Genomic DNA, 17,168 nt, shown 5'->3' on the forward strand with positions numbered 1-17,168 from the left:
AGTAATCAATTACTGTTCCAAGATATGATATTAAATCCGAACTGTAAAGAGGCGTAATGACTATCGGCCACATTGCTATAGCTTAAAAGGTTGTCTGCCAATACATAGAAATTAACGGGCCCAAATTGAAGGTTTGCACCCAATCCAATATTTGTAAAAGAATATTTATCAACGGTATATGTGGCTTTTAAGGATGCGGTTTTTCCAAACCTTCTTTGGTAAAAACCGGTCAATGCAGCCTGTACGCCCCGAGGCCTTTTCATCATAAACAATTGACCTCCGACACTATTTCTAAAATAATCAAGGCTACTTCCTCCTCCACTTCCACCATTAACAGCGCATCCACAATTGTCCAAAACAGATCCACCTCCCTGGCCAAAATCATATTTTATGGAGCCGTACACCTTTACTGGTCGCCAAGAAATATAACTGGATTGGTTTTCGCCTTGTGGCAGCGCCGCATCAATCTCATCTATGAGTTCCTGCCATAAATCGTTGTCCACATTGTTGATGTCCTCCGGAAGAAAAACAGAAATCCCGTCGGTAGTTGTACTTCCGCTAAAGGTGTAGTTCCATACATCTTTGGAGTTATTGATAAACCCAATATCCAAAACACTTCCCGTTATTGTGGTCTGCGGATTAAGATTATAACTAAACCCAAAATCAAAACCAAGCCCCAGGTTTCCACCCAACAATACCCGCTCCGTAAAAACACTTGCCAAATCTTTTTTTGTGGTGCCCGTATCTTCTTCAAGAATATCGTAAAACTCCCTTATGCCTGCCGTTTGGAGCTGCATATTGGCATTTATTGTGCTCTCGTATACATTATTCTGACCTTGTCGCGTAGTAAAGGAACCTGAGTTGTTTATGGACTGGAATTGAAAAATACTGGAATATATTTTAGCCCTTGCCCCCAAGGTAAGTGACTCGCTCACCTTTCTGTTGATTCCAAAATGAAACACATTGATCATCTCTCCACGAAGATTTAAATCCCCTAAATCAAAACTCCGCCCAATGTTGTTGCCTCCATTACCTTCAAATGCCAAAATAGCCAAATCCTTGGGCCAATACGAGATGATGTCCATTTCACCGTACATTCCAAAGGAATAATAATCATCTGGTCTGTTCTTGCCCCTAAACCCTACGGTGATTCCCTCTATCTGGCTTGTGGTACTGAAATCGTCTTTGTCCGACATTACATCCAACAACCGTTCTTGGACTTTTGTGGTAAAATCAACACCATCGTTGGCAAAGAGATCGTTCACGGTAACACCACTGGTTGCACCTTGTACAGATAGTCCAGAAATCACCGGAATGCCGGCATGCCATTTTTGAGAAGTCTTGACCCCTGGATTTACCATCAAAGATTGTGGGATTTCATAAAAATCGTACAACAACTCCTTGTTTTGGGCAAAAACAGTGGTACCACAAAATAAGACAATAAATATAAGTTTTGGGGCTATTCTCATTGTAGTTGAAATACAAATTGCGCTCCAGAGCGTAAAATAATTTTAGGGTCTTCGGCCGACGAAACACTTATGCTGTCACTCAAATTATTGGCTGTAATTCTTAAGCTCGAAGTGTTTGTGAGTATATCAATGCTTTTGCCTCCGGGGCCATAGGGGATATCCCAAGTTTCCGAAGAGTTTGCTTCAATAGTAAAGAGTTCCGTGTCCAATAATTGTCCTGCATCATCCAAAAATTCAATGATTATCTGCAATTCCTTGCTGGTGGTATTATCCATCTCGTAGGTAATGACGCCCTCCAAAAGACGCTCTGCCACATATTGCTCATTGAATGCATCAAAATTTACTTCTTGAAAATAAAAAGAGTTTAGTGGCCCTGCTGCGTTTATGGTCTCTTCATCGGATTCCAAATAAAAAAGACCCGAGGCCAAAGTTGGGGTTACCCTTAAATCATCAATCTGATCAAAATCTTGTTCTTCGGTACACGAAACAACAAAAAATATGAAACCAATTGCCAAGAAGATCGAATAGCATAATCTTTTCATCGCCAAAAACATTTTCGAGTGTCAAAAAAATGGGGCACACCACTTTTTATATAACTCTATAAAATGTTTTTTATTTCAATCAGGTCGTCAATCATTGTACATTCACCATGGTCGGAATCCTTATGGAAATTGTAATGGAGTACCTGCATTCCCATGGCTTTTGCTCCCAATATATCCGCTTCGAGGTTATCCCCGACCATCAATGAATTTTGTGGATCTACCTGTGCCATATCCAATGCAAGCTCAAAAATATAACGATTTGGTTTCTTGACCCCCGCCATTTCGGAGTCAATAATTTTCTGAAAATAATGATCGATCCCGCTCCCTTTCAGTTTTTTTGACTGCACTTCTTGAAATCCGTTTGTAATAATGTGCAGTTTGTATCTTGGAAAGAGATATTCCAAAGTCTCCACAGTATTGGGCAACAAATGGGTAAAAGATGATAGGTGAGCAATATAATCGTTGGCCAACACATTGATTACCTCATCGGAAACATGTACGCGGAGCACATCAAAAGTTCGTTTTAAACGCTGATAGCGCAGTTCGGACTGACTAATCACGTTCTCCCGGTACAATGCCCACATTTGCATATTGATGGGCGCATAGACCTCCAAAAAACCGTCCAAATCCACCTTTACATTATTATCTACCAATATTTTGGCAAACGTAAGGGCCGAGTTCTTCTCAAAGTCCCAAAGAGTGTGGTCCAAATCAAAAAAGATGTCGGTTACTTCGTGATCAAACATAATAGCGTTTTAAAATGGATTGATAGAGCTCCATCCACTCCAATTGTTGCTTGCCCCCTAAGAGTTCGTTGGAAAAAACCAGAACAAAATCACCCTTGACTTGTTTCACCAATCGGTACACTCTATCCATTTTCTCAAAAACCTCTTCTTTGCTTTTATACTTGATCAGGGCATAGTCGTGCATGGCAAAGGGATGTATTTTTATCGGTTGCCTTACCTCGGTGTTGATGTCATAAAAATAAAAAGGGGTGCAGGTTCCGGCCCTAAATCCGATTTCGTGGGTATATCCCATGGAAAAATCATCGGTAAATTCGGTTTCCACCAAGTTTCGATAGGTAGCCGGAACATTTACTTTGTTGTACCTAAGCCTTGCATAGCTAATGGGCCTATTGATCAAATTGCCCAACTGTTTTTTCTCTTCCCGAAGCACCTCTTTATCCATGGTCGACACAAAGGATGTACTCAAGGAAACTACGCTGTAATCGGCCACGGATTTTATCAGATAACGGAACTTATTGTTATTGGTGGATACATTTTTATCGTGGGCGGAATGTTTGGCGAACTGGAAAAAGAACATGGTCTTGATCGGGAATTTCTTGTGGATGTCCACCAGCTTGAAGAAGTTATCGTACGGGTCTTTTTTGAGTCTCAGCATAACGGAGAAGCGCTCCCATATATCCCGAAACCTGAGCCTCCATAAATCCAATAAAAAGCCACCTATGGTACGTGAAATTCCACGCATGGCATAAGCGTGGGAGGTAGTTACATTGATAATCGGGGTAAAATGGTAGTTCTTCTCTTTATTTTCAAGGTCGGGAAAACGCTCTTTGAGCACTTCCAACAATTTGTAGGCCCAAAGGTCTACCACTGGAAGTTCCAGAAAGTTATTTTGGTAAGCTATGCTTTCTTTCACGGGAAACCTACCAACACTGTCCTTAACATGTGGCAAATATTCTTCATATCGGCTCAAGAGAAAAAAGCTGGCCGAAAAAATATCAAAAGGAATGGTGCTCTTCTCTCCTGCTGAAAAAAAACAGGGAATACCATCCCAATCAGAAACTTTTATTTCCAAATCGTTGATTCCCTGCTCAAACAAAAGATCGTTGCTCCTAATAAAAAATTCATTCTGGAGCGGTTGCTTGGAATAGGTCATCTTAGGCCCAGTGTGTTTAATAAAATCCTCGACCTTTGTGGTAAACCCCATCTCCACCCCCAAGATTTTCTCAAAAATCTGCTTGGCAGTATAGGTTAAACGGTTGGTTACCTTATGGGTGAAAATCAATAACATGGGCTATAGTATTCCTTTGTCCGCAAAACTCAGGTATTGGTTTTGGGCCAAAATCAAATGGTCCAAAATCTTTATATCCAAAGCTTCTGATGCCACTTTTAATTTTTGTGTAATCTGTTTGTCGGCAGCACTTGGCTGTAAAGTTCCCGATGGATGGTTATGGGCCAAAATAATTCCAACGGCCCCGAGTTCCAAAGCCTGTTTCAGCACCAATCGTACATCCACCAAAGTTCCCGTAATACCACCTTTGCTGAGCTGTGCCTTGTGTACAACCTTGTTGGAATTGTTAAGGTATACAATCCAGAACTCTTCGTGCTGCAATTCCCCTACCAATGGATACAATAGTTCGTAGGCATCGTGGCTGCTCTGTATTTTAACGATTTTTGAAGTATTCTCCAACCGTCTTCTTCTACCAACCTCCAAGGCTGCAGCGATGCTTACCGCTTTTGCTTCACCAATTCCTTTGAACCGCATCAATTGGTTTACCGACAGTTTCCCGAGCTCGTTCAAATTATGGTTTACGGAAGCTAGTATGCGCTTGGAAAGTTCCACGGCACTCTCGTCCCTACTTCCCGATCCAATCAAAATAGCGATCAACTCGGCATCGGACAGTACAAAACTGCCCTTTTGCACCAATTTCTCCCTGGGCCGATCATCATCTGCCCAGTTTTTAATGGAAAAGGAAGCTAGTTTTTCTTGCATGGGCTAAAGATAGGAGAATAATTTTATGTAATTTTCAATATAAATCCTTCATTATGAAATCCCTTTTCAACACTGAGGCACACAAGGAAATCGTATCACGCATCGATCAACTTTCGGAATCTTCAAAAAGGCAGTGGGGCAAAATGGAGGTGGGTCAAATGCTCCATCATTGTCAATATCCCTTAAAAATATCTTTAGGGCGGCACAATCCCAACAACAAACCTAATTTTATATTGAAGGTCATGGGCAAATTCTTTAAAAAGAGCTTGTACAACGATAAGCTTTGGCGTAAAGGACTTCCCACGGCCAAAGGTTTAAAAGTAGTGGACGATAAAAATTTTGATGAAGAAAAGAAAGTGCTAGTGGGCCTAATCAATGATTTCCACAAAGAAAAAGGTAAAAAAGAATGGGACCCGCATCCCGTATTTGGCACTTTTACTCCCAAACAATGGGGACAGATGCAATACAAGCATTTGGATCATCATTTAAGGCAATTTGGGGTTTAGCTACTATTGATAAGTGGCCATAGCTTCGTAAAATTCCACTTCGTCAATTCCCATTTGCTGACAAATCCACTTGGCACCTGCCATATTTCTTAAATCGGTGATCTCTGAAATTTCCAAGGGCATTTCACCATCTGGCGTGTCCAAAAATACTTCACCATCCACTTTTTGATACTCTGGGGTTCCATATGGAAACTTTCTGATAGGGTTTTCGGATGATTCCACAAGTTGTTTTACTTCGGCATCCTCATCATAATAGGTAATGCTTCCACCTTTTACAATACTATCCACAAAAATACCGTACTGTTCCGCGCAAGTCTCGAAATTGGTGTAAAAACCACCTTCTTTAAATGCAATATCGCTCAATAGAGCAATGTTGGGTTGATACTTATGAAATTGTGGTTCGGTATCAATAACGGATGAAGGTGTATCTCCTCCTTCAATGACAATAAAGTCGTTTTCTTCTGATAGATGGATTCCATTGGGAGATGTCACAGCATAATCCACTTCAATTTCGTTATAGTCGAGCACGTGCAAAATCATTGAGGTTAGCCTTGCAGTATTTTCACTCCCCGCCACTACCACACGTGTTTTGTATCTGTTCAGTTCGAACAATAATTCTGGGTAAGATACCAATCTGAGGTTAAGCTCTCTTGCCTTGACCAACTCCGGATTGTCTTCCTCCACGGTGGCACCCAAGACAACCACATCCAATTGATCATTGATTTTATCGGAAAACCATCCTTCGCCTTCAGTTTGCAATCCCTGTTCTTGCATTATGGTCTTTAGGGATTCATCAAACACCGCATCGCTGCCCGTTACGGTTTCGCCTTTTTTGTGCAATGCAATGGCCAAGTTGTACATCTGTACCTCGCCTAAACCTATAAAATGTACCTGCATCAGTTCAATTTAGGATTCAAAAATAGCCAAAGCTGAAACCATTGCAAACATGGAAGCTCTATATTAATTTTTATCTTGGTGCTAAATTTGAGAACCATGAACCTATCAGAAATAGAACCACGGGAAATAATGCCCGGTTACCACGGAAAGTTGGTCCACGGAGAACGGATGAGCTGGGTGTTTTGGGATGTGGAGCAAAATGCGGAAGTGCCAGAACACCAACACGATCATGAACAAATCATGCACGTAGTGGAAGGAACATTTGAGTTTACCCTAAACGGAGAAAAAGGAACCTACACCAGTGGGGACATTGTAGTAATCCCTTCCAACGCTCCACATAGTGGAAAAGCATTGACCCCATGCAAATTAATGGACATTTTTAGTCCCACAAGAGATGAATACCGATAACCATGAACATATCACTAAAAGGAAAAAATGCTCTCGTAGGAGGTAGTAGCAAAGGAATTGGAGAAGCCATCGCGCGGCAACTGGCCGAAAGTGGCGCCAGCGTAACGCTTATGGCGCGAAGTGAGGGACGGATGCAGGATTTAATTGATGAAATGGACAGCACCCAAGGGCAAAAACACCAATACCTGTCCGTTGATTTTACCAATTTTGAGGAGTACAAAGCAAAAATATCAGCTTTCTTCGAGACCAATACCGTAGACATTTTGGTAAACAACACCCAAGGTCCCGAAGGTGGAGGTGCCTTGGAAAAGAACGTTGAGGATTATCAAAATGCCTTTGACCTCTTATTCAAATCGGTGGTGTACACTACTGAACTTGCCCTGAAACATATGCAGAAAAACAAATGGGGCAGAATTATAAACATTGCATCCATATCGGTAAAGGAACCTTTGAATTATTTGGCGCTTTCCAACACCATTCGGGCTGCGGTGGTCACTTGGGCCAAAAGTTTGGCTTACGACGTTGCCAAAGATGGCATTACCGTGAACAGTACCTTGACGGGCTATTTTGATACCGATCGTATCGCGCAATTGAACTCCAAAAAAGCGGAAAAATTAGGAATTTCCCCAGATGAGGTGCGTGCCAACATGGAAGAACAGGTTCCTGTAAAACGGATAGGCGATCCTAAGGAGTATGGTTATTTAGTGGCATTTTTGGCCTCGGAACAAGCCGCTTTCATTACCGGAACCAATATTCCCATTGATGGAGGACTGCTAAAATCTCTTTAAAAAACTGATTTATAACAAATTAAACCTTATAAAAACTATCAGATATTCATTTTTTGAATACTTTTATTGAGTAACCAATAAAAATTCAACTCTATGAATTCAAAAGTTTTTTTGGTGGTCCGCATACTTTTGGGGCTTTTTGTCCTAGTGTTCGGACTAAACAAGTTTTTAAACTTTCTACCTGCGGGTGGCGAAATGCCCGAAGCGGTCATGAACTATTTTGGTGCCCTGTCATCCACTTACACCCTAAAATTAGTGGCCGTGGTCGAGGTATTAACCGGGCTTGCCCTGATCTTTAACAAGTATGGCGCCCTCATGGCGTTAATTTTGATGAGCGTTGCCGTAAACGCTGTTTTGTTCCACATCACGCTCTCGCCAGATGGCCTTCCCCCCGCTCTTGCCCTACTGATATTGAACATTGCAGTTCTGTATGGGTACAAGGATAGGTATAAGGAACTATTAAGGGCCTAAAACAAAAAGACAGCTTTCTGTCTATATGGGCACCCACCTGCCGAACGGACAGGTGGGCGCTTTTTTATAAACTCATACGATCTTTAAAAATGTAGGATTGTCTGCGGGACACCTCCACTTCTTCTCCGTTTTTTAGGGTAAGCTTTAGTTTGCCATTGAACCATGGTACCACATTTTCTATATAGTTGGTATTGACAATTTGCTGTCGGTTCGCCCTGAAAAAAGAATCTTCCGGCAATTTTTCCTCTACTTGGTTAAGTGACTTGTACAACATGGGTTTCTTGTCATCAAAGAATACACGGGTGTAATTGCCCACAATTTCGAACAAGCAAATATCGCCTATCTTCACCAACCAACAAGATTCGCCATCCTTTATAAAAATTTGACTGTTCTCCGTTAGTTTTTTATCTGTGGATGTGTTTTCTTGCTTGTACGCCATCTTGGCGCGAACCTTTTCCAAAGCCATATCAAAGCGTTTATTGCTCACGGGCTTTAGCAAATAATCCAAGGCATTGTACTCAAAGGATTTTATGGCATACTCATCGTAAGCCGTGGTAAAAACGGTAATTGGAACATCGTCCAGCATCTCCAAAAGATCAAAACCATCCTTTTCGGGCATATTGATGTCAAGGAATAATAAATCCGGGGATTCGGAATCGATAAGTTCCGCACCTTCATCTACGTTGCTTGCTTCCCCCACCAACTCTAAATCATCGTGTAATTTAATGAGTTCCTTGAGCTCATTACGAGCCAATCTGGAGTCTTCAACTATTACCGCTCTGATCTTCATACCAAGGGAATTATGATTTGTGCCACTACTTCATCCGATACTTCTTCCAATTTAAAGGACGCACTATCGGCATACAACAACTTTAAGCGCTGTTCGATGTTTTTCAATCCCAGTTTGGTGGAATCCTTCGAAATATTCAGTTTTCCCGTATTCCGCACCTCAATGAACAAATCGTTGTTCTTCTTGAAGATGGCCAACAGAATCCGGCCGCCATTTTTAAGGTTGGAAATACCGTGCTTGACTGCATTTTCTATCAGTAATTGAATGATCATGGGCGGAATCCTAAGGTCCAATGTATTCTCCTCTACCTGTTTTACAAACTCCAAACGATCCTCGAACTGTATTTTAGACAGGTCGATATAGTTATCCACTACCTCCAATTCTTCACGAACGGGGATATCGTTAATGTTGTTCTTAGTAAGGGAGTATCGAATAATCTCGGAGAGCTTGGTGAGCATTTCCCTAGATTTTTCCACATCTTCCAGCATTAAACCACGTATATTGTTGAGGCTATTGAACATAAAGTGTGGGTTGATTTGTCCTTTTAAGGTGTTTAACTGAGCTTGTTTCAAGCTAGTGTTCAACTCCAACCGCTCTATCCTGTTCTGATTTAGTTTTAAAAGCAGTTTGATGACCAAATAGGTAATTGCCCAAGCCCCGACCAAAAAGACCGAATTAAGTACTTGCACCATGATTTTGTCATAGCCTTCGAACATGTGCAATTCCGTCTCTGTCAGTTCTGGACCAAATTTTATGTAGATATATCCGAAAAATACATTTAAAAGCCCAAAAATTGTAGAAGCCACCAAGGTGGACACAATAATTTTAATGACTTCTTTGCCTCCGAAAGAATCAAAATGTACATTTCTTTTAAGGTACCAGCGCAGCATCGAAGTGGAGAAAATACCTATAAAAATTCCGACGACCACCGAAAAAATGGTCATCTCTATACTAATATTCTGGGGAATCAACGCTGCTATGGAGTTAATAAAACCCCACCCCAATAATTGAAGGGTCCAAAATGCTATATTTCTTTTACGAGAACTTAATTCCATTCCATTGGGCCAGATTTGCCCAAATTTACATTAAACCAATACAGTATTGGCTATACTAGGGTTTTTGTACCGATTTTCTTTTAAAAGGGTTGCAACACGCCTTTTTCTGAGGTAGAAATGCAATCCACATCATGGTTATGCCCGAATAGAAAAATGGAAAGTATTCCATGTATTCCCACGCATTGAATCTTCCGAAAATCCCTATTAGTAAGCTAAGGATCCCCATGGCAAAAACAACTTTTTGTGTTGTGTTCAGCTTTCTCATATTAATGAATTTTGTGACTGTTCGGACAGATTATAAAATAATACTTACTAAAAGTGAAATAATCAATTTGGCTAGTGCTATCATAACTTTTGTGTTTTAGAATTTATTTCTGAAGCTAAAATACAGGACCTCTCTTGCCTGATGAAGTGATTTATGACAAGTGGTAATTTTGCCCGACCGAACGGTAAAATCATTAAATTTTGGCTAAAAAACCCGTAACAAACTGGTTTTAAAGGCTATTTCACCTTTGGGGGAAATTTGGAAAATACCTTTTTTACCAGGTTCCTAAGTTTGTCCTCCCTAACACTGGGAGAAGCATTTTCCCGGAATCCGCTCTCGGCCACAGCCTGCCAAACAAGGGCATCCCTTTGTGCATCCACCAAATCGAACTGAATGCTGCGCTGCATGTTGGAACCGCCCAAGGGCAATCCTACGGATATACCCCCACCTACATTTCTGCCACCGCCACCAATTCCCACCCCTACATTGTTACTGGGCGCACTCCTGTATTCATTGCTCATGATGTTGATGAAGAGTTCCGGTTCCTCGGCCAAACGGTAACCCCTGGCTTTTAAGGTTGAATCCATAGCGCGAAGCAATCTTTTTTCATCCAATTGGCTCAGCCCAGATTTCATGTCCGAATAATAATTGTAAGTGGAATAACTTGAAAAATCGACCGCCTTATCGTAGTCATAATTTACCTTAACGGAGCTACAAGACATTAGTGCCGACACCAATAGTATGGAAAATAAATAACGCATGATGGGTCTTTTGGGTTCTCCTAAATTTAATCAATAAATTGATTAGATGGCAGATAGTGAGCCGCTATTCGTTCAATAGCTTCCAAAGTCTGTCCTTAAGTTGTTGAATTCCCAATCCGCTGACGGAAGATATAAACATGTAAGGCACATCTTTAAAATCCTCTTTCATGTCCTCATCCATTTCATCAATAAGTTCCTGGTCCAGCATATCGCATTTGGAAATAACCACCAATCGCCCCTTATCCAACAATTCTGGATTGTATCGTCTCAACTCGTCTAAAAGAATATGGTATTCTTGACTGATGTCCTTACTATCGGCAGGAATCAAGAACAACAATGTGGCATTGCGCTCAATATGGCGCAAAAAATAGTGCCCCAGTCCCTTGCCTTCGGCAGCACCTTCAATAATTCCGGGGATATCTGCCATCACAAAACTCTGAAAGTCCCGGTATTCCACAATGCCCAAATTAGGCTTTAGGGTAGTAAATTCGTAATTGGCGATTTTAGGCTTGGCCGAGGTCATTACCGAAAGTAACGTTGACTTCCCCGCATTGGGAAAACCTACCAGTCCAACGTCCGCTAAGACTTTAAGTTCAAGGGTCAAATGGCCCTCTTGCCCCTTAATACCGGGCTGGGCATACCTCGGGGTTTGATTGGTAGCACTTTTAAAATGCCAATTGCCCAATCCGCCCATGCCGCCTTCCAGTACAATTTTTTCTTCGCCGTCCTCAGTAATCTCAAAAAGTATCTCGTTGGTTTCGGTATCCCTTACCACGGTGCCCAAAGGCACTTCCAAATACACATCCTCTCCATCGGCCCCAGTGCTACGGCTTTTGCTCCCGTGCTCTCCGTGGCCTGCTTTAAAATGCTTTTTAAACTTGAAATGGACCAGCGTCCACAAGTTTTTGTTCCCTTTGACTATAACATGACCTCCACGACCACCATCACCACCATCGGGACCACCTTTGGCCACATATTTTTCGCGACGTAAATGCGCAGAACCCTTACCTCCGTTTCCGGAAGAAATGTGCACCTTTACATAATCGACAAAATTTCCTTCGGTCATATTCTAATATAAAAAGTCTTTGTTTGGAATCAATTACAGGGAGTCGATTACTTTGCTCAACCGCTGGGTAATCTCATCAATCTCTCCGATTCCGTTTACAGAATGGAATTTTCCCTGCTTTTCGTAATATGCTTTTAAGGGAGCCGTTTTCTCATTGTATTCATCAAAACGATTACGGATCTTGCTTTCGTCTTGATCATCGGAACGGCCGCTACTTTTGCCGCGCTCCAACAAGCGGGCCACCAAAACATCATCCTCTGCTTCAAGGGCGATGGTAGCATTTATTTTCATGTCCTTGGATTCCAAGAAATTATCCAATGCTTCTGCCTGGGCCGCGGTTCGAGGAAATCCATCAAAAATAAAACCTGCCGCCTCTGGACTTTTCTCCACTTCGTCCTTTAGCATATCTATGGTTACCTCATCTGGCACCAAATCACCTTTATCAATATAAGATTTGGCCAAATTTCCAAGTTCGGTTCCGTTTTTAATGTTATAACGGAACACATCTCCTGTAGAAATATGTTTCAAATTATACTTTTCCTTTAGGAACCCTGCTTGGGTGCCTTTTCCTGCTCCTGGCTTTCCAAAAAGCACTAGGTTGATCATATCTGTTTGATTTAATTGGTAAACTTCTCTTAGATTTCGGCCCAACTCGTTATAATCCAGCCCATACCCCACAATAAAATGGTCGGGGATCTCCAGACCCACATAATCTATGACATACTCACCATTGTATACATCCGACTTATAAAATAGTGTGCCGATTTTAAACTCTTTTACATTGGTATTGGAGAATAGATGAACCAACTCTTTCAAGGTGCGGCCGGTATCCACAACATCTTCCAAAATAATGACACTCTTTCCTTCAATTTCCTCAGGAACATCCAAAAGGGTCTCTACAATACCTGTTGATGTTAAACCTTGATAGGAACTTAACCTTACAAAAGATACTTCGCAAGGGTGCTGGTAAGCCTTCAAAAAATCGGCCACGAACATAAAGGCACCATTGAGCACACCCACAAACAAGGGTGTTTCATCCTTGTAATCCTCGGCAATCTCCTTGGCCATTTTATCTATGGCCGCAAGGATTTCCTCTTCTTTTATATAGGGCTTAAAAAACTTATCGTGGAGCTTAATCAATGTTCTCAAGTTATGGTCAGGTTGGCAAAGATAATATTTTTAAAGCTGCTAAGCCTTCACATCTTTTACAGCCTCGTGGATTTCACTTATTTTTGCTCATATTCAATATATAAATCAATGCAATTTTTCTCTTCCGATTTTAAACTGGGAATTTTAGGTGGTGGACAATTGGGCAAAATGATGCTCTACGAAACCCGAAAATGGGACATACAAACCAAGGTGATGGATGCTTCGGCCGAAGCTCCTTGCAAAATAGCCTGCAACGAGTTTGTTCAAGGTAGTTTGATGGATTTTGATGCCGTCTACAATTTTGGAAAAAATGTGGATGTCCTCACCATCGAAATTGAAAACGTAAATGTGGATGCCCTTGAAAAATTGGAACACGAGGGAATTAAAGTCTATCCTCCAACCAAAACCTTGAGGACCATCCAGAACAAGGCCGTTCAAAAATTGTTCTATACCGACCATGGAATTCCAACAGCTCCTTTTACAAGGTTTGCCTACACTTCGGAAATAGAGGATAGCATAAGCAACGGTGGCCTTTCGCTGCCATTTGTTTGGAAGAGCGCCCAATTTGGGTATGATGGACAAGGGGTAAAAGTCGTTCGAAAAATGGACGACCTTAAAGACCTGCCCAATGTGGAGTGCATTGCCGAGAAAATGATTGATTTTAAAAATGAATTGGCCGTTGTGGTAGCACGGAACGCCAAGGGCGAGGTAAAAACCTATCCCGTGGTGGAAATGGAGTTTCACCCAGAGGCCAATCAGGTGGAATACGTAATCTGCCCCGCAAGAATTGATGATGCCGTGGCCAAAAAGGCCCAAGAAGTTGCCTTAAAAGTTTCGGAGCACATAAAACACGTGGGGTTGTTAGCCGTGGAAATGTTCCAGACCAAGGAGGACCAAATTCTGGTGAACGAATCCGCCCCAAGACCACACAACAGCGGACATTACAGTATTGAAGCAGCATACACCAACCAGTTTGAACAACATATCCGTGCCATTTTAGGATTGCCACTTGGAAAAACGGACAGCAAAGTGGCCGGAATTATGGTTAATTTGGTAGGAGCCGAAGGCCATACTGGTGATGTGGTTTACGAGAACATCGAAGAAATATTGGGGATGGATGGGGTTACACCGCACATTTATGGTAAAAAACAAACCCGTCCGTTTCGTAAAATGGGTCATGTAACCATTGTGGACGAGAATATGGCCAGAGCTCGGGAAGTAGCACAGCAGGTAAAAGAAACGATTAAAGTGATAAGCAAATAAGATATGAGCAAAGTAGCCGTAATTATGGGAAGCACAAGCGACCTTCCCGTTATGCAAGACGCCATCGATATATTAAAAGAATTGGGTGTTGCCGTGGATGTGGATATTGTTTCTGCCCACAGAACTCCAGAAAAACTCTTCAGCTTTAGCAAAAGTGCCCACACCAATGGCTATGCTGTGATTATTGCAGGAGCGGGAGGCGCCGCACATTTGCCTGGAATGGTGGCTTCGTTATCGCCGTTACCTGTTATCGGAGTTCCTGTAAAAAGCAGCAATTCCATTGATGGTTGGGATTCCGTTTTGTCCATTCTACAGATGCCGGGGGGTGTTCCCGTTGCCACCGTAGCTTTAAACGGAGCAAAAAATGCTGGAATACTTGCCGCACAGATTATCGGAAGTTCCAATAGTGAAATTATGGACAACATCATTTCCTATAAAGAAGGCCTCAAGGAAAAAGTCATCAAAGGTGCCGAAGAGGTAAAAAAGAGCTTTTAGAAAATCATTTTTGGTTATGAACTATAATCAAATTGGCATATTGTTGGGGATTTGTGCTATTGTCTTTTTTGGTTTTACACTAAAGAAAGTAAACAACCCTTACCTAAAAGGTCTCTGGAAGAGTGGCCTTTTGGTCTTCTCCCTATATGCAGCTCTTTTAATCTATGTTGAAATACGTTGGCAATTCATTTCAGATTATGCCAGCAAATACGATCTCAACGGAAATGGCTTTGTGGATTTAAACGAGTATTCCGAAGAGGCCATCGCCGCCATGAACAAAATGACCAGTGGCGCCAAAGAAAAAAGTTTCGCCGCCCTCACCATTGCCGGACTTTCTTCAATAATCGGTTTTGCTTATTTGTTGAGTGATTGGGCCGTAATACGTTTTAAAAACAAAGAACAGAAGTAACAACTATGAACAACCCATTGTTAGAGCCGTTTAACCAAGCTCCATTTTCAAAAATAAAGAACGAACATTTTAAACCTGCTTTTCTTCAAGCCATTGAGGATACCAAAAAGGAAATCGATACTATTGTAAATAATCCAGAACCGCCCACTTTTGAAAATACCTTGGAGGCCTTGGACTTTTCAGGTCAGCAATTGGACCGTATTTCGAGTATCTTTTTCAATTTGAATTCTGCCGAGACCAACGAAGGAATCCAAAAAATAGCCCAAGAAGTATCCCCCCTATTGTCGGAGTTCAGTAACGATATTACTCTAAATGAAGGTCTTTTTGCTCGTATCAAAACTGTTTATGAACAACGAGATTCGTTGAACCTCACCCAAGAACAACAAACCCTTCTTGAAAAAAAATACAAGAACTTTAGCAGAAACGGGGCCAACTTGAAGGAAGAAAACAAAAAGCGTCTTCGTGAGATAGATGCAGAACTCTCCAAATTAAAGCTCACCTTTGGTGAAAACGTATTGGCGGAGACCAACAAATACGAAATGCTGCTGACGGATGAAAAAGATGTGGAAGGACTTCCCGAAGGCACCAAAGAAGCAGCTGCCCAATTGGCCGAATCCAAGGGCAAGGAGGGTTGGTTGATTACGCTGGACTATCCGAGCTACATCCCATTTATGAAATACGCCAAAAACAGGGAATTGCGCAAGAAACTATCCCTGGCCTTTGGCAGCAAAGGATTTCATAATGATGAACTGGACAACCAAGAAAACGTAAAGCGCATTGCAAATCTTCGTCACGAAAGGGCAAATTTATTAGGCTATAAAACCCATGCGCATTTTGTGCTAGAAGAACGTATGGCCGAGACCCCAGAAAAAGTGATGGATTTTTTGAACGAACTTTTGGAGAAATCCAAACCAGCCGCCGAAAGGGAATTTGCCGAACTGGAAGCTTTCGCCAAGGAGCTGGACAATATTGACCGTTTGGAAAAATGGGACAGTGCTTATTATTCCGAAAAGTTGAAACAAAAGCTGTTCAATTTGGATGATGAAAAACTGAAGCCCTATTTTAAATTGGAAAATGTGATAAACGGGGTGTTCCAAGTTGCGGAAAAACTCTTTGGACTTACGTTTAAAGAAGTGGACAACATTGACAAATACCACGAAGAGGTAAAAACTTTTGAGGTTTACGAAAACGACAAATTCATTTCCTTGTTTTATGCCGACTTCCACCCCCGACCCGGAAAACGTGGCGGTGCTTGGATGACCTCTTACAAACCCCAATACACTTTGGGCGGAAAAAATAGTAGGCCGCATATTTCCAATGTGTGCAATTTTACCAAACCCACAAGTTCCAAACCTTCTTTGCTTACCTTTAATGAAGTTACAACGCTGTTCCATGAATTTGGGCACGCCTTGCACGGCATGTTGGCCAATACTACTTACCCTAGCCTATCCGGAACTTCTGTGTACTGGGATTTTGTTGAACTGCCCAGTCAAGTAATGGAAAATTGGTGCTACGAAAAAGAGGCTTTGGAACTCTTTGCCCATCATTATGAAACTGGGGAATTGATTCCTATGGAGTTGATAGAAAAAATAAAAGAATCCGCCACTTTCCAAGAGGGAATGGCCACGGTTCGCCAATTGAGCTTTGGGTTGTTGGACATGGCATGGCACGGAAATGACCCATCAAGCATTAAAGATGTAAAAGCTTACGAAACACAAGCCTTTGAAAGCACCAATTTGTTCCCAGAAACACCAGAAACCTGCATGAGCACCTCTTTTGCACACATTTTTCAGGGAGGATACTCATCGGGCTACTACAGTTATAAATGGGCGGAAGTATTGGATGCGGATGCCTTTGCATATTTTAAGGAAAATGGAATTTTCAGTAAATTGGTAGCGGACAAATTCAAAGAGCATGTACTTTCCAAAGGAGGCACGGAAAATCCGATGGACCTCTATAAAAAGTTTAGGGGAGCCGAACCGAACATTGACGCCTTGTTGAATCGGGCAGGACTGATAACTAAATAGCAAGGGTTTTTACACCAATTTGGAACCGCAATAAGAAAAGTGATGGAAATTTACTATCTTTCATTACCTGA

20 protein-coding genes are annotated in these 17,168 nt (G+C 41.7%); 8 read left to right on the forward strand and 12 right to left on the reverse strand.

What is annotated here, in order from left to right; all coding sequences use genetic code 11:
* Window positions 1-5: 5 nt before the first annotated feature.
* Genes GO009_RS10515 through radC form a run of 5 tightly spaced genes read right to left on the reverse strand, consistent with a single transcriptional unit; the run spans window position 6 to window position 4,747 of the window.
* On the reverse strand, window positions 6-1,469 hold the full coding sequence (locus GO009_RS10515; protein ID WP_163626156.1) for a DUF5723 family protein: 1,464 nt from the start codon (window positions 1,467-1,469) through the stop codon (window positions 6-8).
* Window positions 1,466-2,011, reverse strand: coding sequence for a hypothetical protein (locus tag GO009_RS10520; RefSeq protein WP_163626157.1), 546 nt, complete (start codon window positions 2,009-2,011; stop codon window positions 1,466-1,468). Before GO009_RS10520 ends, GO009_RS10515 begins: the two co-directional genes overlap by 4 nt.
* A gap of 56 nt (window positions 2,012-2,067) precedes the next feature.
* Complete coding sequence (locus GO009_RS10525) at window positions 2,068-2,757, reverse strand: YjjG family noncanonical pyrimidine nucleotidase (protein ID WP_163626158.1); 690 nt, start codon at window positions 2,755-2,757, stop codon at window positions 2,068-2,070.
* On the reverse strand, window positions 2,750-4,045 hold the full coding sequence (locus tag GO009_RS10530; protein ID WP_163626159.1) for a polysaccharide deacetylase family protein: 1,296 nt from the start codon (window positions 4,043-4,045) through the stop codon (window positions 2,750-2,752). The genes GO009_RS10525 and GO009_RS10530 overlap by 8 nt, the downstream gene beginning before the upstream one ends.
* A gap of 3 nt (window positions 4,046-4,048) precedes the next feature.
* Window positions 4,049-4,747 carry a DNA repair protein RadC gene (gene radC / locus GO009_RS10535; protein ID WP_163626160.1) on the reverse strand — a complete coding sequence of 233 codons (699 nt, stop codon included), beginning with the start codon at window positions 4,745-4,747 and terminating at the stop codon, window positions 4,049-4,051.
* A 53-nt stretch (window positions 4,748-4,800) separates the two neighbouring features.
* Here radC and GO009_RS10540 point away from each other — a divergent pair, with 53 nt between their 5' ends.
* Window positions 4,801-5,253, forward strand: a complete 453-nt coding sequence (locus GO009_RS10540; RefSeq protein WP_163626161.1) for a DUF1569 domain-containing protein — start codon at window positions 4,801-4,803, stop codon at window positions 5,251-5,253.
* A gap of 3 nt (window positions 5,254-5,256) precedes the next feature.
* Here the strand turns inward: GO009_RS10540 and GO009_RS10545 are convergent, their stop codons facing one another.
* Window positions 5,257-6,150: a Mur ligase domain-containing protein gene (locus GO009_RS10545; RefSeq protein ID WP_163626162.1), complete on the reverse strand. Its 894-nt coding sequence runs from the start codon at window positions 6,148-6,150 to the stop codon at window positions 5,257-5,259.
* Between the two features lie 96 nt (window positions 6,151-6,246).
* Between GO009_RS10545 and GO009_RS10550 the strand changes: the two genes are divergently transcribed.
* From GO009_RS10550 to GO009_RS10560, 3 genes are all read left to right on the forward strand, one after another.
* Window positions 6,247-6,558, forward strand: a complete 312-nt coding sequence (locus GO009_RS10550; protein WP_163626163.1) for a cupin domain-containing protein — start codon at window positions 6,247-6,249, stop codon at window positions 6,556-6,558.
* Between the two features lie 2 nt (window positions 6,559-6,560).
* Entirely contained in the window at window positions 6,561-7,346 is a 786-nt protein-coding gene (locus GO009_RS10555) for an SDR family oxidoreductase (RefSeq protein ID WP_163626164.1), read from the forward strand.
* A gap of 93 nt (window positions 7,347-7,439) precedes the next feature.
* Window positions 7,440-7,817 (forward strand): DoxX family membrane protein, encoded by a 378-nt coding sequence (locus GO009_RS10560; RefSeq protein WP_163626165.1) that lies wholly within the window; start codon window positions 7,440-7,442, stop codon window positions 7,815-7,817.
* A gap of 64 nt (window positions 7,818-7,881) precedes the next feature.
* On the opposite strand, the gene GO009_RS10565 is transcribed toward GO009_RS10560, so the two are convergent.
* The 6 genes from GO009_RS10565 to GO009_RS10590 all read right to left on the reverse strand — a co-directional run bounded on the left by GO009_RS10565 (window position 7,882) and on the right by GO009_RS10590 (window position 12,894).
* Entirely contained in the window at window positions 7,882-8,607 is a 726-nt protein-coding gene (locus tag GO009_RS10565; protein WP_163626166.1) for a LytTR family DNA-binding domain-containing protein, read from the reverse strand.
* Window positions 8,604-9,662 (reverse strand): sensor histidine kinase, encoded by a 1,059-nt coding sequence (locus GO009_RS10570; protein ID WP_163626167.1) that lies wholly within the window; start codon window positions 9,660-9,662, stop codon window positions 8,604-8,606. Before GO009_RS10570 ends, GO009_RS10565 begins: the two co-directional genes overlap by 4 nt.
* Window positions 9,663-9,717: 55 nt before the next feature.
* On the reverse strand, window positions 9,718-9,927 hold the full coding sequence (locus GO009_RS10575) for a hypothetical protein (protein WP_163626168.1): 210 nt from the start codon (window positions 9,925-9,927) through the stop codon (window positions 9,718-9,720).
* 236 nt (window positions 9,928-10,163) lie between these two features.
* Window positions 10,164-10,688, reverse strand: coding sequence for a DUF4136 domain-containing protein (locus GO009_RS10580; RefSeq protein WP_163626169.1), 525 nt, complete (start codon window positions 10,686-10,688; stop codon window positions 10,164-10,166).
* 64 nt (window positions 10,689-10,752) lie between these two features.
* On the reverse strand, window positions 10,753-11,754 hold the full coding sequence (obgE, locus tag GO009_RS10585; RefSeq protein WP_163626170.1) for a GTPase ObgE: 1,002 nt from the start codon (window positions 11,752-11,754) through the stop codon (window positions 10,753-10,755).
* A 33-nt stretch (window positions 11,755-11,787) separates the two neighbouring features.
* Window positions 11,788-12,894 carry an adenylate kinase gene (locus GO009_RS10590; RefSeq protein ID WP_163626227.1) on the reverse strand — a complete coding sequence of 369 codons (1,107 nt, stop codon included), beginning with the start codon at window positions 12,892-12,894 and terminating at the stop codon, window positions 11,788-11,790.
* Window positions 12,895-13,011: 117 nt separating this feature from the next.
* Here GO009_RS10590 and GO009_RS10595 point away from each other — a divergent pair, with 117 nt between their 5' ends.
* The 4 genes from GO009_RS10595 to GO009_RS10610 are packed head-to-tail and all read left to right on the forward strand — an operon-like array spanning window position 13,012 to window position 17,097.
* The gene (locus GO009_RS10595; RefSeq protein WP_163626171.1) at window positions 13,012-14,166 is read left to right on the forward strand and encodes a 5-(carboxyamino)imidazole ribonucleotide synthase; all 1,155 of its coding nucleotides are present in this window, start codon (window positions 13,012-13,014) and stop codon (window positions 14,164-14,166) included.
* 3 nt (window positions 14,167-14,169) lie between these two features.
* Window positions 14,170-14,661: a 5-(carboxyamino)imidazole ribonucleotide mutase gene (gene purE / locus GO009_RS10600; protein WP_163626172.1), complete on the forward strand. Its 492-nt coding sequence runs from the start codon at window positions 14,170-14,172 to the stop codon at window positions 14,659-14,661.
* Between the two features lie 16 nt (window positions 14,662-14,677).
* Window positions 14,678-15,070, forward strand: coding sequence for a hypothetical protein (locus GO009_RS10605; RefSeq protein WP_163626173.1), 393 nt, complete (start codon window positions 14,678-14,680; stop codon window positions 15,068-15,070).
* 5 nt (window positions 15,071-15,075) lie between these two features.
* A complete protein-coding gene (locus tag GO009_RS10610) occupies window positions 15,076-17,097 on the forward strand; it encodes a M3 family metallopeptidase (protein ID WP_163626174.1) in 2,022 nt (673 codons plus the stop codon).
* Window positions 17,098-17,168: the final 71 nt, after the last annotated feature.

Source organism: Allomuricauda sp. TY007 (assembly GCF_010468565.1).
Classification (GTDB): domain Bacteria; phylum Bacteroidota; class Bacteroidia; order Flavobacteriales; family Flavobacteriaceae; genus Flagellimonas.